Consider the following 23,797-nt stretch of genomic DNA (forward strand, 5'->3'; position numbering starts at 1 on the left):
AACGCTTACAACGGATCTTTTTAAATCCCGTTATAAGCGTTTTTTTGTTGTCTAAAAAATAAACCTGATTAAAATAAGGGATGTTTTTCAGTGCCCTCGTCGCGGCGAATGCTTTTTTTATGCTTATTCGTAATACAATTGCGAAGCATTTATTTCTTTTTTTTCCTTTCCTTCCTGCTGGATAAAACAACTTAAAGTAGTGCCGCCAATCTGATCAAAATAACTGATGTTGATCTTGTGAAAACCTTTTTCAAGTTTTACAGCTCCATACGCTTCATTAAGCCAATGAATGCCGTCGTTATTGACAATTAATTCATTGTCTATAAAAAGCTTAGATCCGTCATCTGAAAGCGTTGAAATGGTATAATTTCCCGTTTCCGGAATATAGATATATCCATCGAATTTTAAGCCGATATAACGTTCTAATTTTGTTTTCCATTTTTCGCTGCTGATTGCGCCATTAAAAATTCTTGAATTTACAGGTTTTGCTAATTCTAAATCCTGGACCTGTTGAAATAAAGTTCCGGTAAAATAGTCATATTTTAAACCGTTTTTAGTTGGTTTTATGGCTAATGCCGATTTTACTTCCGGATTTCTAACCAATATTTTGCTGATTGAACTTCGTCTGCCGCTTTCGCTGATCTGCACCGTTTTAATTATTCGGTATTCGCCTTTCGGAATATTTATTGTTACCGGTTTTTCGTAAAGTTCTGCAGTTTCGTCTGGGTTATAGCCATCAATGGTGTAGAAAATTTTTCCATTTTTAATAGTTGGTTTTAGATCTAAAATATATTTAGAAGCGATTAAAGCGGTTTCGGTCGATCCAAAAGGAGCAGGCACTTTATACAATCTTTTTTGAGCTTCCAATTTTTCGATGTGATGTGGCATTCGGTTCAAAACAAAATTGTTGTAATTTTTGTTTTGAGGTTCTGTCCAGGTAATTTCTGCCAATGCAAACATTCTGGGGTAAAGTTGATAATTTAATTTCGCCGGACTCGTCAGATATTCCGACCAAAGATTCGATTGAACACCCCAAATGTATTTTTGCTCCTCAACGGTCAGGCTATCGACAGGAGTTGGATTGTAATTGTATATTTTCTCAACAGTAACCAACCTTCCAACCGTTAAAGGTTCTTGTGGTGAATAACCCTGATTGTAATCTAAGTACAAAACTTGCTCGGGATTCATGATAACAAGATGCTTTTGTTTGGCAGCTTTAATTCCGCCAGATTCGCCTCTCCAAGACATTACGGCTGCGTTAGGTGCCAATCCGCCTTCAAGCATTTCATCCCAACCCAAAATTTGTCTGCCGTTTGCGTTCAGGAATTTTTCTATTCTTTTGGTTAAATAACCTTGTAATTCATGTTCGTCTTTCAACCCTAAAGCTGCAATTCTTTTTTGACAATTCGGACATTCCTTCCATCTCGCTTTCGGACATTCATCGCCACCAATATGAATGTATTTACTCGGAAATAAAGCCATAACTTCCGTCAAAACATCTTCTAAAAAAATAAATGTTTCCTCTTTTCCCGCACAAAAAATATCGTCAAAAACGCCCCAGTATTCTACAACTTTATAATTTCTGTCTAGAAAACAGGATAAATTCGGATAAGCAGTAACTGCTGCAGTTGCATGACCCGGCATTTCGATTTCCGGAATTACATTTACATAATGCTCTTCGGCAAACTTAACAACGTCCTTAATTTCTTCCTGCGTATAAAAACCTCCGTACGGATTTCCGTCAAAAAAATAAGGAAATCTTTCGAATTTATTTCCCACTAAAGTCTGTGCTCTTCTAGATCCGACTTCAGTTAATTTTGGATACTTTTTGATCTCAATTCTCCAGCCCTGATCGTCTGTTAGGTGCCAATGAAAGTTGTTTAATTTATAACTGGACATTTGTGCTATAAAATCTTTTATAACATTGACAGTGAAAAAGTGTCGACATACATCGAGGTGTAATCCGCGGTAAGTGTATCGTGGCGCGTCTTCGATGGTTATACAAGGTAATTTTATGTCCTGATTTTTTGGTTTATTGGTTAAAAGCTGCAGCAAACTCTGAACGGCATAGAATAATCCTTCCTCACTTCCGGTAACTGTTATTTTTTTTGAAGTGATTTTGATTTCATAAGCTTCTTTTTTTTCTGATGAAGCTGGTTTTTTGGCAATGAATAAAACTTCGATATTGCTTTTTTTATTCGGTGTATTTGCATTGACAGCAGACTCAAAAATAGTAGCAGTCTTTTTTTCTTTGGTACTAAATTTATTTTTCTCAAAAGAAATTTTTATCTGCCCGGTTAAACTAATACTATCGCCATTTGCCTTATATGAATTTGGAGCCGGAATTATAGAACTATTTTCAAAGGATGTTTGTGCATTTCCGATGGAATAGCAAAAGACCAAAAGAAGGAATATATTTTTTAGCATGGTTGGTTTCTGGTTTGTTAAACAAATTTATCGTTTGTAAATTAGATTGCATTTTTTTTGCAAATCTTATTTGAGTTTAAATGGCTTTAAAATAGGCTAATCAACTATTTTATTACATTGTGTTGTAATTTGTTTCGCAATAATATTGCATTTATTGTTTACATTTGTTTCCAATAAAAGTGAATTTGCATGAACAATGATAATGAAGTGGTAAACTATAGCAAGGAAGAACGTAAAAATCTTATTTTAAAAGAGATTAACTTGCATACCCGCGTAAGTTTTGAAACACTTTCGACTAAATTATTTGTTTCAGAAGATACTGTCAGACGTGATATTAATGAACTTGAATCAGAATCCTTATTGATTAAGGTAAAAGGTGGGGCGATGACTAAAGCATATCACCATTCTTCATCCAATCAAACGTATGCTGGCGAATCCAAACAAATCATTGCGCAAAAAACTTTAGGTTTACTTCACGACGGAATGGTTTTGTTAATTGGCGGCGGAACTACAATCAGAGAGTTCATTCGCTTAATTCCTAATGATTTAAATCTTACTATTTTTACCGTAACTGTTTTATCTGCAGTTGAACTTCTGGACAAACCCAATGTGAAAATTATAATGATTGGCGGCAGTATTTCCTCTTACAGTCAAATGTGCGTGAGCGGTGATGTCTATAATCAATTGGCCAATATTAAAGTCGATTTATTAATATTAGGAACCAATGCTTTAGATATCGAAGGCGGATTCTCAGATTCTGACTGGGAAACCGTTCAGGTAAAAAAAGCGATGATTCAGGCTTCTGAAAAAACAGCGATTTTAACTATTTCAGAAAAACTCGATACTGTTCTAAAAATGAAAATTGCCAACTTATCTGAAGTTGATTACGTGGTCACGGAAGTTGATCCTAACGATGAAAAATTACAATTGTATAAGAAGGCAGTTCCAAGTTTAGTTTTTATTTAATCCCATTTTTTCATTAAGAAATTAATCCAGTTCTGGTGAAAGATTTTATTTAAATCGGCATCAGAATATCCTTTTTCTTTAAAGATAAGAACGAGTTTTTGTAAATCGGCAATTGTATTTAAATCATACGGAGATTGTTCCGTTCCAAATGCACCATCAAGATCAGAACCAATTCCGATATGATTTGCATTTCCAGCCAATTGGCAAATGTGATCCATGTGTTTGAAAACCGTTTCTAAATTGCAATTCATACCTTTTGGAGTTGAAACACCTCTTTCCCAATCCGGAACCAACATCCACGCATCTAAAGCTCCTCCAATTACAGCTCCTCTCGAAATTAAAGCTTTAATCATTTCGTCGCTGTATTGACGGTTGTGATCCACTAAACTTCTGCAATTGTTATGACTTGCCCAGACCGGCCCGTTATAATGATCTAAAGCCTGCCAAAAAGCATCATCACATAAATGTGTGGCATCCAAAATAATATTCAAACGCTCCATTTCTTTCAATAAATCAAGACCGTTTTGATTCATTTTTCCGGTAGCATCGGTTCCGTTTGCGTAGCGACCCGGGCCATAATGCGCAGGACCAATAGCTCTTAATCCGTAATGGTATGTTTTTTCTAAATAGGAAATATCAATAATAGAATCAGCACCTTCTAAGCTCAAAATATAACCAATTGGTTTTTTATCGTTGGGAGTGCCGTCATTCCATAAATCAATTTGTTTTTGAAGTGATTTTTTATCGGTAATAGCAACTATTTCGCCGGCTTCTTCCATGGCTTTGTACCAGGTCAATTGTCCCTGCGTCTGAGCCCAGGCTTGTTCAGGAGAATTCCAACCGGGAATAATACTGCCGGGTTTTACAAATCTTGCAATTTGAGTAGCGACCACGATGCCGATATTTCCTTTTCGTAAATCCGGAAACGAGACCGTTGCGCGTTCACGATCTGGTTTATCTGTCATTCCTTTTTCCAAATGACGCAATGTTGCAACGTCATTTCTTAAATCTCGATTCCATTCCATCGCATTCATGCTCAGGTCTAAATGGGCGTCTATTATAAACATATTATTTTAAATATTAATTTTTCTGCTTCGTGCAACAACTAGCCATTGATCGCAAATTTGATGTTCTTTGTTAATTACCTGAACTGTATCGTAAAGTGCACAAGTTGGACAAACATGATAAGGCTGAGCATAAATTGTGTCTCCAATTGCATACTGATTTTTACCTCGATTTTCTACAATCAAATGTTCTTCTGAATGCGAAATCGGAATTAGATTTTCATCATTTAAAATTACTAATCTTTTATCGATTGGGTTTTCAGAAGAGACCGCTTTATAACCAATATCGATACAAACGGTTGAATTTGTTGGTTTTGAAATAATGGTTCCAACAATCACTAAAGCGGGTTTGAATTCTTGTTCGGGTAAATTAGTTTGATAGTTGGAATCCCAAAAAATAAAAGTTCCGGGACTGCATTCTACATTTTCCTGAGTGGCGTAAAACGGAAACGTATTTGATCCTCCGGCAACCATTTTTAGTTTGTAATTGAATTTTGATTGCAGTTTTTCGATTTCCTTTTTAATAATTGAAAATGAAGTAGAAGCTACGAGGTTTCGATCTTCAACGCTTCCTTTTAAATGCCCGTCGTAAATATGAATTCCTTCAAAATGAATGTTTTTTAGTAGAAGAATAGCTTCGATTAAGTCATCCCATTTTTCAGAAATCGAAATTCCGGTTCTGTTCATTCCGGTGTTTAGATCTAAATAAATAGTTAGTTTAAGATCATTTTCTCCTGCAATTTCATTTAAGGCTTTCGCCGATTCTAAATTATCGACAATAGTTGAAAAATTCGTTTCCTGATATTTTTGAATCAAGGAGATCCAGCGCTCTTTTTTTACACCGACAGGCTGATAGGCGAGAAGCACATCCGGAATTTCATGAAGTGCGGCAAGCTCGGCTTCGGAAATGGTAGCACATTTTACTTTTTTGATGTTGTATGTTTTAAACAGCTCCAGAATTTCTCCAATTTTATGGGTTTTGATGTGAGGTCTTAATTTTTGAGTGTCACCATTTACGGCGCCAATGAGCCTTTCCAGATTAAAGCGGATACGATCTTCGTAAACGGCCAAAAATGGAGTATCTGTGTTGATTTCGGAATTAATTTTCCACCAGTTTTTTTGCATGATTAATTTCTTGTTTTTTCGACAACTTCAATTAAATTTTGAAAAGCTTTAAGCGATTGCTCATAATTTAAATTCAAAAGCATCTCTTTCGAAAATAAATTAGAACCAATTCCAACACAAACAACACCAGATTTAAACCAAGCTTTTAAGTTGCTTTCTTCGAGCGTTACGCCGCCCGTTGGCATTATTTTTAAATTTGGAAACGGAGCTCTTATTGCTTTTACATAACCTGGGCCGCCAATTTTATCAGCAGGAAAAAGTTTTACAATTTCAGCGCCTAATTTATTAGCGTGAAGCACTTCGTTTAAAGTTGCTGCGCCTGGAATCCAGTAAATGTTATTTTTTAGGCAATAATTGCCAATTTCTAAATCGGTGTGAGGGCAAACGATACAGTCTGCTCCTAATTGATGATATGTTTCAGCATCGATAACACTTAAAATAGAACCAACTGCAATTTTTACATCTAAATTATTTGCTTTTTTAAAGGCTATCATTTGAGTAAATACTTCCTTCGCATTATCTGCCCGAGCAGCAAACTCGATAATTTTTATCCCAGCATCAGCCGCAGATTGCAACACTATTTTGGCTGTTTCGATATTGATTTGTGTTACTAACGGAAGTACGCCTTGTGCTTTTAAAATGCTGTACATATTCTTAATTCTATTTATCTATTGATTCTGTTACTTGCGCCATTCGCAATAAAATGACTTATTTCTGTCGGATTGCTCATGGCAAAATCTCCGTGTATACTTTGTTTGATAACGCCGCAGGCTGTTGCCCAATCGATGCATTCCTGCCCGGATAATTTGTTGGACAATCCATATAATAATCCTGCGTTAAAGGCATCTCCGGATCCAATTTGGTCGGTGACTAAATGTATTTTGTATTCCTTAGTTTCATAAAAACGATCTTCGTGAAGCAGCATACCTTTGTATAAATGTGCTAATCCATCTGATTTCCTAAAACTCATTGCAAGCGTTTTTAGAAATGGCATTTTCTCTTTTAATAATTCATATGTTTTCTGAAAACGATTTGTATCGGATTCATTTTTATCGGTTTTAATTCCGAAATAAATTTCAATAGCATCTAAATCGGCCACTGTGATGGTGCTGTATTGAAGCAAATCTGGCATAATTTCAGATGGATGTTTTCCGTATTGCCATAATTTCGAGCGATAATTAAAATCAGAAGAAATGGGTAAACCTTTTTTATGTGCCGAAAGAATAGCGTCTTTACATACCAAACCTGCTTCATAAGAAACGCCGGGACTAATTCCTGACCAATGGAAGTGAGTAACATTGGCGAAAGCCAATTCCCAGTTAATTTGATCTTTTTGGATAGTTGCGAACGAAGAATTACTACGATCGTAAATAACCTGCGATTGCCTGATTTGATTTCCGGCTTCGACAAAATACAATCCCAAACGTTCTCCGCCATAAATACATTTTGAGGTATTTACTTTGTATTTCTGAAGTTCGTTTAAAGCTAGTTGTCCCAAATCATTTTGGGGTAATCTCGTAATATAATCGGTTTGAATGCCGAGTTGAGAAAGCAAAACACAAACATTGGCCTCGGCACCGCCTATATGAACTTTTATTTCACTGGCCTGTGTAAACCGATTTCCATTAGCAACATTCATTCGAAGTAATAATTCTCCGAAAGTTGCAATTCTTGTTTGTGGTGTATTTGTATTCATGTTTTTTAATTTTTTTGCCACAGATTTTATAGATTCAAATGATGATAAACGTAGCGCTTAATATTTAACACATAGAAACATAGTTTTTGAAACCGCATAATAGTCGTTTCACTTGCATTAATACACATAACTATGTGTGAAAGCTAGCTTTTTAAAATATCCTCTAAACAGTTATAATTAAATCTATGTTTCTATGTGTTTAATTTTTTGCCACAGATTTTAGATTCATATAGTTCTTAACCGCAAATTCCGCAAATTTTCACAAATCAGTATGTAAAAAATAATTTGTGAAAATTTGTGTAATTGGTGGTTAAAAAAATCTTTTTAATATAATTCGAAAACAGCTTCAACTTCAACAGGAATATTGTCTGGTAAAGAACCCATTCCTACGGCACTTCGTACTCCGATTCCGTTTTCTTGTCATGCGTTTAATTTTTTTGCCAGAGATTAAATGATTAAGGATTAAAAGTTTTCCGCCACGAATTCACGAATTTTTCTAAATCAATATGCGTAATTAATTCGTGGCGAAAAAAAAATCAATATAATCTGTGACATCTGTGGCATAACTTTTTAATATAATTCGAAAACAGCTTCAACTTCAACGGGAATATTGTCTGGTAAAGAACCCATTCCTACGGCACTTCGTACTCCGATTCCGTTTTCTTGTCCCCACACTTCAGCAAACAATTCGCTGCAACCGTTGATAACGTATGGGTGTCTAAGGAAATCACCATTGCAATTGACCATTCCCAATACTTTTATAACTCTTTTTACTTTGTTCAGGCTCCCGAAATTGGTTACAATTGTCGAAAGCATTGTTAAACCGACTTGTCTTGCGGCTAATTTTCCTTCTTCAATATCGATGTCGTCACCAATTCTTCCAATAATTAAAGATTTGTCATCACGAACTGGTCCGTGCCCTGAGAGATATAGATATTTTCCGTCGACTAAATAAGGTTTGTATATACCAAGAGGTTGAGGCGCTGGCGGTAAGGATAAGCCAAGGGTTTCAAATTTTTCCTGAGGCAATAAATTCATGATATTAATGTATTATAGAGTTTAAAATAAAAACGAAAACAATTCCTAAAACAGATACTAACGATTCCATAACAGTCCATGATTTAAAAGTATCTTTCAGGCTGACATTGAAGTATTCCTTGAACATCCAAAAGCCCGGGTCATTTACATGTGAACACATTAAGCTTCCGGCGCCAACGGATAAAACTAATAGGTTAGGGTCTAGGTTATTGGCTTGTAGTAAAGGGAGTAAAACGCTGGCAGTCATTAGACCGGCAGCTGTTGCAGAACCCACACAGACACGAATAATAGCAGCCATCATCCAGGCCAATAAATAAGGATGAATATTTGTTTGGGTTAAAGTCGACACAATAGTTTCGCTCACACCGCTTACGGTCATCACTTCTTTCAAAGCTCCGGCACCGCCAATAATCAAAACAATTAAAGCAACATCTTTTATGGCCACGGCATAATCATCCATTATTAATGGAATGCTTCGGTTCATTCTGATGCCTAAAGTGTAGGTGCAAATAAGCAGCGAAATCAACATGATCATACTTGGCTCACCAATTGTTTTGCAAATGTTTAGCAGTGTTTCATTATCTGAAAGTAAAGGTAAAATTGAAGTTATTGTTAAGCCGAAAACCGGAAATAAAGAAGAGAATAAACTAAGCGCGAAACTGGGTTGATTTCCTTCATTTACAACTTCTTCAACATTTAGAATTTCATGATCAGATTCAGATTTAATGTTTTTAAGTAAATTAGAAAACAATAAGCCTGCGATAAAAATGGTCGGAATGGCGATGATAATTCCGTAAACTAAAACAAGTCCAATATCAGCATTCAAAATACTGCTTAACGCCATTGGAGACGGATGTGGAGGCAAAAAACCGTGTGCTACTGAAAGTGACGCCAGCATTGGAATTCCCAGATATACTTTTGAAAGTTTAAATTGATGGGCTACTGAAAAGATTAGTGGTACTAACAAAATAAATCCAACACTATAAAAAAGCGGTATCCCGACAATAAATCCGGTAATCATTAATCCTAAACGAACATATTTTTTGCCTGTCCATCCCATAACAGTTTTGGCAATGACATTGGCGGCTCCTGATGAAACGGTAAGTTTACCGATACAGGTTCCGAAAACAATAATCAGAGTGATCGAGCCTAACATTTCGCCCAAACCTTTTTGAACCGTTTGTGACAAAGTGTTTATTGGCAGGCCTAAAAAAAGACCTGCTAATAAAGCTGTTATAATAAAGGAAATAAACGGGTTTATTTTAAACCAGGCTATTTGAATGATTAAAAACGCAATGCATGCCGTAAGAATTAAAATGCTCATTTATCTCTTTGTTTTATTATTTATCCCACCAGATTTTAGTTGTAAAAGTGTCTTCTCCCTGACGCTTAACTGCTTCTGCTAAGTTAGTTGAATTTACAGAATATTCGCTCGTTGAATATTTCAAACGTCTTGGGATTGTGCCATTTGTAACATTTCCGGGAAAGTTTACCGGAACCAAAACCGGATAACCCGTTCTTCTCCAGTTAGCATAAATTTCCTGCTCGTCAACAAATAATGCTACATAAATTTGAGTATGAATCTGATTCATTTTTGCTTCAAATGATCCTGTAGTATTAAATGGATTTGCTGTTAAATAAGGTGTTGCATCTGTAATAGCATAAGCTGCACCATAAATTCCCATATTTAAGAAAGATGCTTTTACACCTTTTTCATATAAATCTTTGTCTGTTTCTGTAGTGTACCAACCTCTTGCAGCAGCTTCTGCCAAATATAAATTGGTTTCTGCATTACTGATAAGAACTAATGGGGCATCATATTTGAAAACAGTACTTTGATTAGGTTCAGAATAAGTAGCTTGTTCAATAGCTGTTGGCGCAGTTTTAGTTCCGTTCGGGAAACCTTTTTGCACTACAAGCGTTGTGTTTTGCACTGTCCCCTGCCAAACTCCGGCATAGACACTAATTCTTGGATCGGCAGTTGCTTTTAATAGATCGATGAAAGTTTTGGCTAATTTTCCTCCTTCAACATTTTTTTGGCCAAAAGATCCTGCTGTGAAATCTTGTCTTCTCGCGTCAAAACCAACAGGATTTCTATTGAAATCATTTGGACCATCCGTGTATTTCATAATGGCATTATCAATTCCATTTAAAATTACACCACCGGCAATAGCTTTGGTAACCCAGGTTTTAGCTAAAGCCGGATCAACTTTAGTCAATCGTAATCCTAAACGAAGCATTAAAGAATAAGAGAATTTTTTCCATTTTGCTACATCGCCATTATAGATAAAATCGGCTCCGCCAAAACTTGGTTTCGTAGCATCAAGTGCTATCGCGGCTTCGTCAAGTTCTTTTAATAAATCTTTGTAGATAGATTCCTGAGTATCATATTTTGGAAGAAAGATTTGTTCGCTATTTGCTTTTGCAGCTTCAGAATAGGGAATATCACCATACAAATCTGTAATTCTGTGATATAAATAGGCCTTCCAGATTCTGGCAATATTTAGTTTGTTGCTATCGTTGGGATTGCTTTTTACAGCATTAATTACAATTTCTGTTTCATTTAATGCCAATGGATAAACCTGATTAAAATAAGCAGAATAATAAACTTCATTACTTAAATATTTATCACCTACACCAGAGGCTTCCTTATAAGTAGCATAATGTTGTAACATTCCGCCGCATTCAAGAATGTTGGTGAAAAAATAATTATTATTCAAGCCGTCTAATTGCGCTTTGCTAAAAATGTAATTCGGATTTGGTTTTTCAACTACATTCGGATTCGTGTTGATTTCTTCAAAATCCTTGGTACAAGAGGTCATACTTCCTAAAAGTATACCTGTTATATATAAAATGGTTATCTTTTTCATGTCTTTTAATTTTAGAATTTCACATTTAAACTTAAACCGAAACTTCTGGTTTTTGGTACTCCAAATTGTTCTACACCCTGAGCATTTCCGGCGCTAAAAACAGATTCGGGATCTACGTTTGGTGTTTTCTTGTAAAGAATGAATAAGTTTCTTGCCACAAATGAAACAGAAGCTCCCTGAAGTTTAGAAAGACCTTTGATTTTTTCAAGAGGCAATTGATAGCCCAGAATTACCTGTCTTAATTTTATGAAGCTGGCGTCATAAATAAAGGTGGATGAAATGTTTCTTAAGCCATCGTAATACGTTCTTAAATTCTCTGGTGCAATTACCATATCAACCGGATTTCCGTTTGTGTCAACCCCTTTAATTGGTAATCCACTTTCACGTCCTTCCAGAGTTAGTTTAGTTAATCCCATACGTGTTCCGTATAAATCAGTTCCGGAATACAAGCTGCCTCCAAATTTTCCATCAATTAAAAAGCTAAATGAAACCGCTTTGTATTTGAATTCATTACTAAATCCGGCTGCCCATGGATGAACGCCCTGGCCTAATTCTTCAAGCGGACCTTGCGCAATAGTCGCAGAACCGCCACTTACATTATAAACGGTATTTCCGTTCGCATCTTTACGAGGTTTGTAACCTTTAATAATGCTGTAAGGATGCCCGACATCACTTGTTATCGTTACATATCCGTTTACAGAAGTCGCCATTGTAATAGATGTTAATTGATCTGTCAGTGCTTCAACGGTGTTTTCATTATAAGATCCGTTGAAACTAGCATCCCACGAAAAATCTTTTGAGTTAATAATTTTTCCACTTAATAATAATTCAACCCCTTTGTTTCTCATTTTTCCAAGGTTTAATAAAGCAGTACTGGCTCCTGAGGCATTTGAAATGGTAGTTTCAACAATGTCATTTGTAGTAGCGCGATTGTACCAGGCAAAATCAAGATTTAAACGATTACGGAAGAAACCTAAATCAGCTCCAACTTCAAAAGTAGTTGATGTCAACGGACTTAAAGTAGCATTAGGAACTCTTGAACTCGTCGGCCCTTGTAATTGCTGACCGTTATGTCCGCCCTGAATCATTGAATAAGATTGATTCAATGCATAAGGATCTGGTGTTGCGCCTCCAACCTGAGCCCATGAAGATCTAAGTTTTGTAAATGAAATCCAGTCTGGCATTGTTACGATATCCGAAAGGATTACACTCGTTCCGACTGAAGGATAAAATACGTTGTTGTTGTCTTTTGAAAGTGTTGAAAACCAATCCTGACGCCCCGTTACGTTCAAAAACACTATGTTTTTATAATCGAAATCTGCTGCGCCGTAAACTGAATTTGTTTTTGTTTTTCCGTAAGGATAACTATACGTTAGTGTCGAAAGATTGCTCAGAGCATAAAAATCATCTAGTACAAAATTAGAACCTTCGACTCTGATTTCGTCTCTTACATTGGTACGGGAGTTAACTCCAACTAAAGCGTTTAAAGAGAAATCATCATAAATGTTTTTCTTGGTATAATTAAGAATTGCTTCAGAATTCAGGTTAGAAATTTTCATTCTTGAACCTTGCGCATATCCAACCGGATTGTTTAAAGTTGTTTTTGGAATGTATCCAAAGAATTCATAATTAGTGAAATCCTGTCCAATTCTTCCCTGAAGAAATAATTCAGGTGTAAAATTCAGCTTTACATTCAACATTCCTATGAAACGGTTTTTAGTGTCGCTGTTTTTGATTTTATTAATCGTGTAATATGGATTTGTTGCCACGGCAACCGGATTCCAGGCTTCTTCAATTCCATTTTCATCATAACCAGGAGAGAGGTTTCTAATGTCAACGGTGTTTGCAATCATATAAGTTGCCCAGTTTGGATTGGCTTCAGCATCTGAAACGGTTGTTCTGTTATTTGATTTTTCGATATTGTATTGTGCCACAATATCAAATTTCAACCAGTTGGTTAAGTTAACGTCGCTGGCAATATTGATACTTTTACGATTAAAATCTGAATTGGGTACGACACCCTCATTGTCCATATTCGAGAACGAAAGACGGCCTGTAGCTTTTTCACTTCCGCCCGCTAAAGCAATTGAATTTATAAAAGTTGTTCCGGTATCATAAAAGTTTTTAATGTTGTTTTTTTGTGCAACATAGGGTCTTGCAACTCCGTCAAACTGAACTACATCTGTTCCGTCCATTTTTGCTCCCCACGACCAACGGCCATCGGCAATGGCCTCTGCTTGTGTAGTTGGTTTTTTTCCAAGTGCTCCTGAACCATACTCATACTGCCAATCTGGTATGATCGATGGTGTTTCAAAAGTAAATGAAGTATTGTATTCTACTCCAATTCCTTTTTGGGCAGAGCCTCTTTTAGTCTGAATTAAGATTACACCATTTGCGGCATTTGCACCGTATAATGCGGCAGCAGTTCCTCCTTTTAACACAGTGATGGTTTTAATATCGTCAGCATTTATAACTGATGTTCCGTCACCTCTATCCACGTTGATTCTGGTTGAACCTGCACCATTTCCAATTCCCGGAAGGTTAAGCTGGGTATTGTCAATTGGCAAATCGTTTACAACGTACATTGGCTGGTTATTTCCGTTTAATGAACCGTTTCCACGAATAATAACCCTGCTTGAACCGTTTGGCCCCGTTGCGGTACTGCTCACATTTACACCGGCAATTTTTCCAACCAGGGCATTGGCGATATTGGTTTCTTTAGCTTTTGTAAATTCAGTTCCTTTAAGTTCCGTAACTGCGTAGGCAATAGCTTTGCTGCTTTTTTTAACACCAAGGGCGGTTACTACAACCTGGTCTAAAACATTCTCAGCAGACTTTAATCTAATGACTAAATCAGTAGTTTTAATTAAAGCAAAAGATAAAGTTTCGTAGCCCATGTAGGTTACAATAACGTGGGCTTCGTTTTCTGGAACAGTTAATTTAAATTTTCCGTTTTCATCAGATATTGTTGCTAGTTTACTATTGCTTTCGGCATAAATAGTAGCTCCGGCAATTGGCATTCCGTCATCCTGACCTAAAACTTGACCCGTGATTTCAACTTGGTTGCTTTTTTGTTCAAAAAGATGCTTTTTTATTGCAGCCTCTTTTGCATTTGCTGAGAAGATGACTCCCCCAATAAACACTAATGAAATTAGCTTTGTTTTCATAATACTTTGGTTTTCATGTTTTTTTTTTTGGTTTTTTATTGGCGATCAAATATAAATATTAATTTTTCACATTTGCATTTTTTTTGCACAAATTGCATATTTTTTGCAATATTTTTTATTGAAGTATTTTTTAATTCTAAAAGACTTGCGGTTTTAGAGGTGTTTTGAGAAATTTTTGCAGAAAGTGCTTTTTATGAAAAAAATATTTTTTATCTTAAAATTCGTATTTTTGAAAGATGAAAATCACACTTATTCAATCAGATCTTTATTGGGAAGACGCTTTAAAAAACAGAAATAACTTTGAATCAAAGCTGAATCAAATCGATTCAGAAGTTGACTTGATTGTTCTGCCTGAGATGTTTTCTACCGGATTTACCATGAATGCTTTAGCAATGGCCGAGGCTATGGATGGGGAAACAATTCTGTGGATGAAATCCGTTGCAAAACAGAGAAATTGTGCTGTGACAGGAAGTCTGATTATCACCGAGAATAATCAGTATTACAATCGAATGTTGTTTGTTTTTCCTTCCGGAGAAATTCAATATTATGATAAGCGTCATTTGTTCACACTTGCCGGTGAAGATCGAACGTATACTGGCGGAACCGAAAAAGTAATTGTTGATTATTTAGGCTGGAAAATTTGCCTGCAGGTTTGTTACGATTTGAGATTTCCAGTTTTTGCCAGAAACGTAGAGAATTACGATCTGCTTTTATATGTTGCCAATTGGCCAAAAGTACGCACAAATGCCTGGGATATTTTATTGAAAGCACGTGCTGTTGAAAACCTGAGTTATGTTGTTGGTGTAAACAGAATTGGTTTGGATGCCCACAATTATGAACATATCGGCCATTCGCAAGTAGTTGATTTTTTAGGAAATTATATTTTGGAACCGCAAGAAACAGAAGGCGTTTTTATCGTTGAATTAGATAAAAATGTAATGTTGGAAATGCGAAAAAAGCTTGATTTTTTGAGTGATAAAGATGTTTTTCAAATAAATATTTAAAATTCGTTTAGAACCACAATCTCTTCTTTCGGGTTTTTATTTCGCATAATAATTTTTTTGTATCTCCATTTTTTTCCAACTTTATCGGCAGTAATATCTAATTTGCCAATTCCTTTGTCGCCTTTAATGCGAACAGATAATTCAACTGAATTATTGCTATTGGTGTAAACAGCATTTCCTTCTAGGATGGCTAATTTATCTATCGGTTGAATTATACCAATAGTTTGCAATATTCTTTTATTGGAATTAGCTTTCTCAATCGCTTTTTCATAAAGTGAATTGTCGGAATAAGCCTGAACGATATCAGTTATGTTTTCTTGGGAATTTGAAGTCAATAAAAGCCCAAGAATAAAAATAAATACTATAGCTGCCGGAATTGACCATTTCCAATTTCGTTTAAGCCAGGTTTCCTTCACAATTAAGTCGTTATCCATTTTTTGAAGCTAAAATCTAAAAGGCTTTGCTCTTTTTTACTGCATCCTTTTTCTTTTTGTCTTCTTCTTTTTTCTCCAGTTCAGGATTATATGGGATACTCATATCAATAGTTTCATCGACATCCCAATTTGTTCGTACGTCAACTTCTTTTTGATAATAAAATACTTCTTCGGCATAGGTTTTCTTTAGGAAATTCCCCGAGTCATAAATTTTATTTTTATTGTCGTCATAAGTTATTCGAAGCGTAAAGGCATTAGGTTCAACTAAATCAAATGTGAGTTTGGTTTGTCCTTCGGAATATTGGCTGGCGAGCACAACATCTCCTTTTTTATTGGTTATTTCAGCAATAATAGGGAAGCGTTTCACATTTTTTAAATTCAAAACCAAATTACCATAATCAGCATATTCCTTAGTAGTTAATTTATACGATAAAGTGTCGTTTGTTTTATCGTAAAAATCGGTTAAAGCGCCTGGCAGAAAGATGAACTTATATTTTTCTAAAGGTTCTTTCTTGAAGTCAACAAATAGTTTTTGGTCGAATTCATCATATTCAGTTGTAAAATCGACAGCCACCGAATCTTTATTCGTCAGCTTGATTTTTGATTTATCAAATTTTACCAAAGGTGTTGCTGATTCTAATGTAAATCGGTCCCTGAAATTAAGAACGCCACTTTGTGTTGCAGTGATATTTAAAGTGTCTTTTTTCAGGTCTTTAATCTTAAATGTAAATTTTTTATTGTAATTCTCATTACTAACTTCCATAGACAAAGAGTCGACTTTTATCGGTTTGTACCAAACTTGCAAGGAGTCTTTTTTAGGAAATCTGGTTACAATAGATTCCAGAATTTCATCTTTGTTTTTAAGGACTACTTTAGGTTTAGAATTGGTGAAATCCTGTTTGCTGTCGTACGGAAGGAATAATCTATTTCCGGAGGCCTGTATTGGCTTCAAGACTTTTAAAGGTTGTGATTCCTTAAAAAGTTCTAATTCAAAAAGAGTATCATTTGGTACTGTGATGTAATGTTTTATGAAACCAATTTTATCATCTTTTGGATTAAATTTATTGTTATTTCCTTTGTCTTTCAAGGCAACTAAAAGATATTTTCCGGCCTTTAAATTTTCTAATTTAAAAGTTCGTAAACTATCTAATGTATTGGTGATGTATCTTGGGAATTCCCTGTAAACTACAGAGTCTTTGAATTTGTCATTGACTTCATATAGCATAACCGAAACAAAATTATCTACATTTTTTTCATAAGCATCTTTTACTATTCCGCCAATCGAAAGCGAATCGATATAAGATCCGGTTGAAAAAACATATTTAAATTGATTAAGTGCATTTCCTTCATTATTGTCGGCAATACTTTGCCCGAAATTCATGCTGTATGTAGTGTTGGGCTGTAAAGTATCTAAAATTTTTATAGTGATTTCTTTACTTGCAGTGGTTGGCAAAATGATTGGTTCGTGCTTCATGGGCGGCGAAATAATCAATTGCTTATTGGTGTTTTTAAGTTTTACATATTCATCAAATGTCAAAATAATTTCATTTGCCTTAAAATCGGTGCTGAAATTTTTTGGACTACTGTATTTTAAAACAGGAGCCAGAGTGTCTTTTAATCCTCCGGTGATGCTCCCTCTTTTGGCACAGCTCATCATTAAAAATACCAGTAAAAATGGAATATATTTAAAGTTGTTTTTCAACATAACAGTTTTTGAATTTGATTGCACAAAATAACGATTATATTTGCTTTAAGCGAAATTTTTTATCTATTTATTAGGATTTGGAGCTATTACGTTTTTAATATTTCTTAATTTTCAAAATGGGTATTTGATATAATTTCTTACTTTTGAGTTCAAAAAATATAATTTACCTCTGTTTTGATTAAAAAGTCTTTTCTGATTTTCTTTGTTTTTTTAGTAACCGCCTGCAGTAAAAATGATAAGCCAATTATTGCGTTTTATTATTGGAAAACGATCTTTAAATTATCTGAAACAGAAAAAGAGGTTTTGAAAGATAATAACGTTGAGAAACTTTATATTCGATATTTTGATATTGGTTTACACCCAGAAACGACAGAACCAATTCCGGTTAGCCCAATACATTTTCAGGATAACATTACTAAATTTGATATTGTTCCGGTGATTTTTATTCAAAATAAAGTCATGTTAAAGTCAAATATTGATATTAAGAATTTAGCTGAGAAAACGCTTCATTTAGTAAACGAGATTAATACTAAAAACAATATAGTTTGTAATGAAATTCAAATTGATTGCGACTGGACACTGGCCAGTAAAGAAAATTATTTGAAGTTTATAGAACATTTTAAGAAGCTTTCTTATAAAAAACTCTCGGCAACAATTCGGTTACATCAGGTTAAATATTTTAAAAGGACTAAAATCCCAAATGTTGATTCGGGTGTTTTGATGTATTACAACATGGGAACTATTGCTCCGGATTCCATAAATTCTATATACAACCATCAGATAGCAGAAAAATATCTCAAAAGTTTGAAGAAATATCCTTTGCATCTTGATATTGCATTGCCAATTTATTCCTGGGCAATTCACATCAGGAATCAAAAAGTGATTGGCTTGCGCTCTAAGCTGAATGTTGCTCAGCTTAAAAAGGATAGGAATTTTGAACAGATAAATGCCCTGTTTTTTAAAGTAAAAAAGTCTAATTATAAAAATGGATTTTTTTACGAAGAAGAAGATATGCTGAAGATTGAAGCAATTTCTGCTGAAGATTTAAAAATAATGGGAGAGGAGTTGAGTGAAAATTTGGCAAATACTCCGAAGGAAATTATATTTTACGATTTAGACGAATTCAATTTAAAAAATTATGAAAAGAATATTTTTGAACAAGTTGTTTCTTGTTTCTAGTGTAGCTTTATTTACTGTTTACGGAATAATTTATGCTTGCGGAGGTGGAGACGATTGGGACTTTTTTGGCTATAATTCAAATTTTACTCCTGAAACTTTTACAGACAAATCCTATTCGCCACTTTTTTTGTCGGGAGATGTTTTTTATGGAATTGGATTTGATACCCAGCATAATTCAAGATTTAATGAAGACATAAAATCGGATTGGAAAAATTATTTGAAAACAAAAATGGACACGGCAAGTGTCAGTTATTTTTTAATTGGAGATCTTACACCAAGATATTCCGATGAAAGTAAAGCCGGGAAAAACAAAACAGAAATCACAGATCTTCATGTTTTCTTTAAAACTAAAAAAGCGAACCCAACTTCTTTAAAATGGGGTAAAAAGATTAATTTAAAAGAAGATAAAATTAAAAGTTTTATTGAGTTTTTGTATTTGGCGCAAAAGATTGAAACCGTTTCTATCAATGAAGATTATTGGAGTTATGATCCTGTCGTGGCTAAAACTTTTGATGATTTGAAAATGATTCAGTCCATCGAAAATGTGTATAACACAACATCAGATGCATTTCTGAAAAACAGGTATTGGTTTCTAACAGTCAAAGCTTATTTTTATAGTAGCAATAAACCAAAAACAGTTGAATTTTTTAATAAAACAGAAAAATCAGTTTCTAAAAATATTTTGTATTATCGAGCACTTTCTTATGTGGCGGGAATAAAATATCAACAGAAAAAATATTCGGAATCCAATTATTTATACGCCCAGGTTTTTGATAAATGTCCTGAAATGAGAGTTGTTACGGCCTATAGTTTTCATCCTCAAAATGAAGCAGATTGGAACAAATCATTAGCGATGGCAAAAGATATTAAAGAAAAAGCGGCACTTTGGGCGATCCATGGATACTACAAAGATGAGGTGCAAGCCATTGATAAAATTTATGCATTAGATCCAAAAAGTGAACATCTGAATTATTTGCTTACGCGAATGGTAAACAAACAAGAACAGAATATCAGTAATTCTTTTGAAGAAAGTGCAAAAGAAAATGTACCGGCAAAAAAGCTTTCAGTTGCTGAAAATAAAGAAATAAACAAAGGTAAAATCGATAAAAAAGCTTTTGATTTAGTTTCGAAAATTACCACAGCAGGAAATGTTGAAAAACCTTATTTGTGGAATATTGCTTTGGGATATTTGCAAACACTAAAAGGAGATTATGTCAATGCGGATACTAATTTTGACAAAGCAGAAAAAGTAATGCCTAAAACAGAACTGGCGAAATACCAGCTTAGATTGCTTCGTTTTGTAAATAATATGAGCAAGATTGATAAGTTAACCGATAAAAATGAACAAACAATTCTGGCTGATTTGAATTGGTTATATCAGGAACTTCCTAAAACATATAAAGGAGGGGAATTTCGTTATCAAAATGCTTCTTCATGGAGCAGAAGTTATTTAGCAGCACTTTACAAAGCAAATGGTAATCCGGTTATGACAGAGATATTTGGTGAATCGCGTTATAGCTATTGGAATGATGGAAATGCATTTTATGATAATGAAAAGAACCTTTTAGCAATGAAATCCTTTTTAAGTAAGAACAATAAAACTGAAATAGAAAAAATTGGTGCCGGTATTTACAGTTTGAAGTTAAAAGATATCAATAATTTCCAGGCGGTTCAGGCTACTTTTAAAAATAAAATACCTGAAGCAATTGCATTTATTAAAGAAACAGATTCGGTTCAATATTATACTTTCTTAGGAAATCCGTTTAACGGGAATATTAAAGATTGTCACGATTGCGAACATGCAGCCTATCAAAAGAAAAAATATTCTCAAATAGAGTTTTTAAGTACAATTAAATCTATGCAAGATAAATTGGCTCAAAAAGAAGAGGTTTATACCAATAGTTTGCTGTTAGGAAATGCTTTTTATAATATCACCCATTTTGGAAACGGCAGAACTTTTTATGAAATTAGTATTGTAGGTTATGGTTCAAGTCCGTATTCGTTTAGGGATTCAATGAAAAAAATGATTACGAATTGTGATCTTCCAAAAATGTATTATCAAAAAGCATTTGAGGCGGCTAGTACAAAAGAGCAAAAAGCAAAATGTATCTATTTATTATCAAAGTGCGAACGTAACGATTATTACAATAATAAGTATAATAACGTAACCAACTGGTGGAATGTTGAGGATGATAAAATTAATTTTATCGCCTGGAACGGATTCAAAGCTTTAAAAAAGGATTATTCAGATACAAAATATTATCAGGATATCATTGCGGAATGTGGTTATTTTAAAACGTACATTAATCAATAAGCTGTAGTTGTATCTTTGTATTTTATATAATTAAAAAGATGGTAAATAAAATTGAACATATAGGGATCGCAGTAAAAAATATGAATGATGCTAATGTATTGTTCGAAAAATTACTGGGAGTTCCATCATATAAAGAAGAAGAGGTAGAAAGCGAAGGTGTTTTGACTTCCTTTTTTCAAACAGGGACAAATAAAATTGAGCTTTTAATGGCAACTAATCCAGAAAGCCCAATTGCTAAGTTTTTGGAAAAAAAAGGAGAAGGAATTCATCACATCGCTTTTGATGTTGAAGATATTTATGCGGAAATAGAACGCTTAAAAAACGAAGGTTTTGTGTTGATAAATGAAGTTCCGAAGAAAGGTGCTGACAATAAATTGGTGGTTTTTTTGCATCCAAAAAATACAAACGGGGTTTTGGTGGAGCTTTGTCAGGAAATAAAGTAAAAAATATCATTTACTAATTAAGAAATAATACATTGAAAATCAATTACGTTTAGAAACAGAGGTGTCGCAATTTAAAATTAAATAGAAATCATATCTTAAAATATTTGCAGTGAATAAAAAATAGTAGTAATATTGCATCCTCAAACCGGTCCTATAGCTCAGCTGGTTAGAGCACCTGACTCATAATCAGGTGGTCCCTGGTTCGAGCCCAGGTGGGACCACGTAGTAAAAAAGCTTCATAAAATTTTTATGAAGCTTTTTTTTGTGATTAAGGTTGTAATTTTGGTAAAAACTTCTACATTTGCTAATGAATTTCGATGGAAGCTTTGTTTTTGTAGGAAATTCAAATAAAAGACCCCAAGTCTAATTTAAATACTGTGCTTGTTTTTAGCATGCTAAACTTATGAAAGTAATAAAGACAGTTTTTTTTACGTTTTTTTTGATATTAATTAACGTATGTAGTGCTTTTGCTGAAGACCTACCTGATCCATTGGATCCAGGACCGGTTGAGCCTCCTGGAGGACCTATTGATAGTAATCTTTTGGTTTTAATAATAGCTGCCTTACTATTAGGGATGGTTGTTATATATAAGAATAAAATAAAAAGAGCTTCAGTGTAAACTGAAGCTCTTTTTTTATGAAATCAATTCTGTTCTATTTGTTGATAGAATAAAGTCTTGAAATATATTTTCCAACAACATCAAATTCTAAATTTGTTTTCGTACCAACTTTAAAGTTTTTGAAATTAGTATTTTCAAAAGTATAAGGTATGATGGATACACTGAATTCATTCTCTTTAGAATTTACAACTGTCAGGCTAACGCCGTTTACAGTAATAGAACCTTTTTCAATGGTAATGTTGCTGAGGTTTTTGTCGTATTCAAAAGTGTAATTCCAGCTTCCGTTTGCTTCCTCAATTTTAATACAGGTTCCGGTTTGGTCTACGTGGCCTTGTACAATATGTCCGTCAAGGCGGTCTCCAAGCTTCATTCCTCTTTCCAGATTTATGATATCGCCTGTTTTCCAGTCTCCAATATTTGTTTTTAAAATAGTTTCGTCAATAGCCGTAACGGTATAATATGAATCTTTTATGGCTACGACTGTCAGGCAGATTCCGTTGTGAGAAACGCTTTGATCAATCTTTAATTCATTTGTAATGGAGGAGTCGACTGTGATGTGAAGATTATTTTGGTCTTTTTGTATTTCGTGAATCCTTCCAAGGGTTTCTATAATTCCTGTAAACATTGTTGTTTTATTTTACTAAATTTGCACATCAAAATTAGTAATAAATAATCTGAGCTCATGAATAAAAAAGCAGAAAATATAATTGTTGGAATTTCAGTTGGAGATTTAAACGGTATTGGAAGCGAAGTTATACTTAAAACGTTCGAAGATTCTCGCATGTTAGAAATGTGCACGCCGGTTATTTTTGCAAATGCCAAAATACTTTCATTTGTTAAAAAAAGTATCACTTCAACAATTCAGTTTCATGGTGTAGATAAATTAGATCAGGTTTTGCCTGGAAAAGTTAATGTCTTAAATCTATGGAAGGAAGGGGTTGATATTAATTTAGGAACAAATGACGAGAAAATTGGGGAATATGCAATAAAGTCTTTTGTTGCAGCAACTAAAGCCTTGAAGGAAGATGAAATCGATGTTTTAGTTACGGCTCCTATCAATAAATACAATATCCAGTCGGAAGAATTTAAATTTCCGGGACATACAGATTATTTAGATCAGGAATTAGAAGGTAATGCCTTGATGATGATGGTTCAGGATAATTTGAGAGTGGGTTTGCTTACAGATCATGTGCCGTTAAATGAAGTTTCGTCTCATTTGACAGAAGAATTAATTACAAGAAAAATCGAAACAGTTAGAAAATCTTTGATTCAGGATTTTAGTATTGTAAAACCGAAAATTGCTGTTTTGGGATTAAATCCACATGCAGGTGATGGAGGAGTTATAGGAAAAGAAGATGATTTAGTTTTGAAACCAGCTTTAAAGAAAATATTTGAAGCAGGAACGATGGTTTTTGGTCCTTTTCCTGCTGATGGCTTTTTTGGAAGCGGTCAATATGAAAAATATGATGCTATTGTAGCAACATATCATGATCAGGGATTGATTCCATTTAAAACATTGTCTTTTGGAAAAGGAGTGAATTATACAGCAGGTTTAAATAAAGTAAGAACATCGCCAGATCATGGTACAGCGTACGATATTGCTGGAAAAGACATGGCAGATTTCAATTCATTCAAGGAGGCAGTTTATCTCGCGATTGACATTTATCGTTCGCGTAATCAGTATGAGGAGATTAGCCAAAAACCTCTTAAAATAAAAGAAAAACAGTTATAAACAAAAAAAGGTGA

19 protein-coding genes, 1 tRNA gene and 1 pseudogene are annotated in these 23,797 nt (G+C 34.4%); 8 read left to right on the forward strand and 13 right to left on the reverse strand.

What is annotated here, in order from left to right; translation table 11 throughout:
* Positions 1-123: 123 nt before the first annotated feature.
* Entirely contained in the window at positions 124-2,427 is a 2,304-nt protein-coding gene (locus ASC72_RS03595; RefSeq protein ID WP_056186942.1) for a family 20 glycosylhydrolase, read from the reverse strand.
* A 189-nt stretch (positions 2,428-2,616) separates the two neighbouring features.
* Here ASC72_RS03595 and ASC72_RS03600 point away from each other — a divergent pair, with 189 nt between their 5' ends.
* Positions 2,617-3,393: a DeoR/GlpR family DNA-binding transcription regulator gene (locus tag ASC72_RS03600; RefSeq protein ID WP_056186945.1), complete on the forward strand. Its 777-nt coding sequence runs from the start codon at positions 2,617-2,619 to the stop codon at positions 3,391-3,393.
* Here the strand turns inward: ASC72_RS03600 and ASC72_RS03605 are convergent.
* The 9 genes and pseudogenes from ASC72_RS03605 to ASC72_RS03640 all read right to left on the reverse strand — a co-directional run bounded on the left by ASC72_RS03605 (position 3,390) and on the right by ASC72_RS03640 (position 14,353).
* Positions 3,390-4,460: a dipeptidase gene (locus ASC72_RS03605; protein ID WP_056186949.1), complete on the reverse strand. Its 1,071-nt coding sequence runs from the start codon at positions 4,458-4,460 to the stop codon at positions 3,390-3,392. The genes ASC72_RS03600 and ASC72_RS03605 overlap by 4 nt on opposite strands.
* Before the next feature lie 6 nt (positions 4,461-4,466).
* Complete coding sequence (locus tag ASC72_RS03610) at positions 4,467-5,582, reverse strand: D-TA family PLP-dependent enzyme (RefSeq protein WP_056186952.1); 1,116 nt, start codon at positions 5,580-5,582, stop codon at positions 4,467-4,469.
* Between the two features lie 2 nt (positions 5,583-5,584).
* Positions 5,585-6,232: an aldolase gene (locus ASC72_RS03615; RefSeq protein WP_056186954.1), complete on the reverse strand. Its 648-nt coding sequence runs from the start codon at positions 6,230-6,232 to the stop codon at positions 5,585-5,587.
* A 14-nt stretch (positions 6,233-6,246) separates the two neighbouring features.
* The gene (locus tag ASC72_RS03620; protein WP_056187461.1) at positions 6,247-7,278 is read right to left on the reverse strand and encodes a sugar kinase; all 1,032 of its coding nucleotides are present in this window, start codon (positions 7,276-7,278) and stop codon (positions 6,247-6,249) included.
* Between the two features lie 324 nt (positions 7,279-7,602).
* A pseudogene (locus ASC72_RS24455) lies at positions 7,603-7,698 on the reverse strand (RidA family protein); the annotation flags it as partial.
* A 150-nt stretch (positions 7,699-7,848) separates the two neighbouring features.
* On the reverse strand, positions 7,849-8,316 hold the full coding sequence (locus ASC72_RS03625) for a RidA family protein (RefSeq protein ID WP_056186957.1): 468 nt from the start codon (positions 8,314-8,316) through the stop codon (positions 7,849-7,851).
* A gap of 4 nt (positions 8,317-8,320) precedes the next feature.
* Complete coding sequence (locus ASC72_RS03630; protein ID WP_056186958.1) at positions 8,321-9,640, reverse strand: GntP family permease; 1,320 nt, start codon at positions 9,638-9,640, stop codon at positions 8,321-8,323.
* A gap of 16 nt (positions 9,641-9,656) precedes the next feature.
* Positions 9,657-11,186, reverse strand: coding sequence for a SusD/RagB family nutrient-binding outer membrane lipoprotein (locus tag ASC72_RS03635; protein ID WP_056186961.1), 1,530 nt, complete (start codon positions 11,184-11,186; stop codon positions 9,657-9,659).
* Positions 11,187-11,197: 11 nt separating this feature from the next.
* Positions 11,198-14,353, reverse strand: coding sequence for a SusC/RagA family TonB-linked outer membrane protein (locus tag ASC72_RS03640; RefSeq protein ID WP_056186965.1), 3,156 nt, complete (start codon positions 14,351-14,353; stop codon positions 11,198-11,200).
* Between the two features lie 236 nt (positions 14,354-14,589).
* On the opposite strand from ASC72_RS03640, the gene ASC72_RS03645 reads away from it, so the two are divergent.
* The gene (locus tag ASC72_RS03645; RefSeq protein WP_056186967.1) at positions 14,590-15,357 is read left to right on the forward strand and encodes a nitrilase family protein; all 768 of its coding nucleotides are present in this window, start codon (positions 14,590-14,592) and stop codon (positions 15,355-15,357) included.
* Here ASC72_RS03645 and ASC72_RS03650 read toward each other — a convergent pair.
* Both ASC72_RS03650 and ASC72_RS03655 read right to left on the reverse strand, forming a co-directional pair.
* Positions 15,354-15,791 carry a cytochrome c oxidase assembly factor Coa1 family protein gene (locus tag ASC72_RS03650; protein ID WP_056186970.1) on the reverse strand — a complete coding sequence of 146 codons (438 nt, stop codon included), beginning with the start codon at positions 15,789-15,791 and terminating at the stop codon, positions 15,354-15,356. The genes ASC72_RS03645 and ASC72_RS03650 overlap by 4 nt on opposite strands.
* A gap of 16 nt (positions 15,792-15,807) precedes the next feature.
* Complete coding sequence (locus ASC72_RS03655) at positions 15,808-17,496, reverse strand: Ig-like domain-containing protein (protein ID WP_056186973.1); 1,689 nt, start codon at positions 17,494-17,496, stop codon at positions 15,808-15,810.
* Positions 17,497-17,670: 174 nt separating this feature from the next.
* Between ASC72_RS03655 and ASC72_RS03660 the strand changes: the two genes are divergently transcribed.
* The 5 genes from ASC72_RS03660 (at position 17,671) to ASC72_RS03680 (ending at position 22,051) form a co-directional block, all read left to right on the forward strand.
* On the forward strand, positions 17,671-18,675 hold the full coding sequence (locus ASC72_RS03660) for a hypothetical protein (RefSeq protein WP_117595763.1): 1,005 nt from the start codon (positions 17,671-17,673) through the stop codon (positions 18,673-18,675).
* Positions 18,635-20,989, forward strand: a complete 2,355-nt coding sequence (locus tag ASC72_RS03665) for a hypothetical protein (protein WP_056186974.1) — start codon at positions 18,635-18,637, stop codon at positions 20,987-20,989. The genes ASC72_RS03660 and ASC72_RS03665 overlap by 41 nt, the downstream gene beginning before the upstream one ends.
* Positions 20,990-21,027: 38 nt before the next feature.
* Entirely contained in the window at positions 21,028-21,432 is a 405-nt protein-coding gene (gene mce, locus ASC72_RS03670) for a methylmalonyl-CoA epimerase (protein ID WP_056186976.1), read from the forward strand.
* A gap of 147 nt (positions 21,433-21,579) precedes the next feature.
* Positions 21,580-21,653: transfer RNA gene (locus ASC72_RS03675), tRNA-Ile, on the forward strand.
* Positions 21,654-21,835: 182 nt separating this feature from the next.
* Positions 21,836-22,051, forward strand: a complete 216-nt coding sequence (locus tag ASC72_RS03680) for a hypothetical protein (protein WP_056186979.1) — start codon at positions 21,836-21,838, stop codon at positions 22,049-22,051.
* Positions 22,052-22,085: 34 nt separating this feature from the next.
* On the opposite strand, the gene ASC72_RS03685 is transcribed toward ASC72_RS03680, so the two are convergent.
* Positions 22,086-22,676, reverse strand: coding sequence for a riboflavin synthase (locus ASC72_RS03685; RefSeq protein WP_056186982.1), 591 nt, complete (start codon positions 22,674-22,676; stop codon positions 22,086-22,088).
* A gap of 57 nt (positions 22,677-22,733) precedes the next feature.
* On the opposite strand from ASC72_RS03685, the gene pdxA reads away from it, so the two are divergent.
* Positions 22,734-23,783 (forward strand): 4-hydroxythreonine-4-phosphate dehydrogenase PdxA, encoded by a 1,050-nt coding sequence (gene pdxA, locus ASC72_RS03690; protein ID WP_056186985.1) that lies wholly within the window; start codon positions 22,734-22,736, stop codon positions 23,781-23,783.
* Positions 23,784-23,797: the final 14 nt, after the last annotated feature.

Origin of the sequence: Flavobacterium sp. Root420 (assembly GCF_001427905.1) — a bacterium.
GTDB lineage: Bacteria > Bacteroidota > Bacteroidia > Flavobacteriales > Flavobacteriaceae > Flavobacterium.